We start from the raw sequence: 281 nt of genomic DNA, 5'->3' as shown, positions 1-281 counted from the left end.
GGTGGACCATCATCTAAGGCTAAATACTCCCAACTGACCGATAGTGAACCAGTACCGTGAGGGAAAGGCGAAAAGAACCCCTGTGAGGGGAGTGAAATAGACCCTGAAACCACATACGTACAAGCAGTCAAAGCATCCTTTGGGGTGTGATGGCGTACCTTTTGTATAATGGGTCAGCGACTTAATTTCAGTAGCAAGCTTAAGCGAGTAGTGTAGGCGAAGGGAAACCGAGTCTTAATAGGGCGCATAGTTGCTGGGATTAGACCCGAAACCGAGCGATC

The 281-nt window shown here is 48.8% G+C and carries 1 rRNA gene; it reads left to right on the top strand.

What is annotated here, in order from left to right:
- Nucleotides 1-281 (top strand): 23S ribosomal RNA (locus FET73_RS15635); the annotation flags it as partial.

The organism is Marinicella rhabdoformis (assembly GCF_009671245.1).
Taxonomy (GTDB): domain Bacteria; phylum Pseudomonadota; class Gammaproteobacteria; order Xanthomonadales; family Marinicellaceae; genus Marinicella; species Marinicella rhabdoformis.
This window is presented reverse-complemented; position numbering and strand designations above follow the sequence as displayed.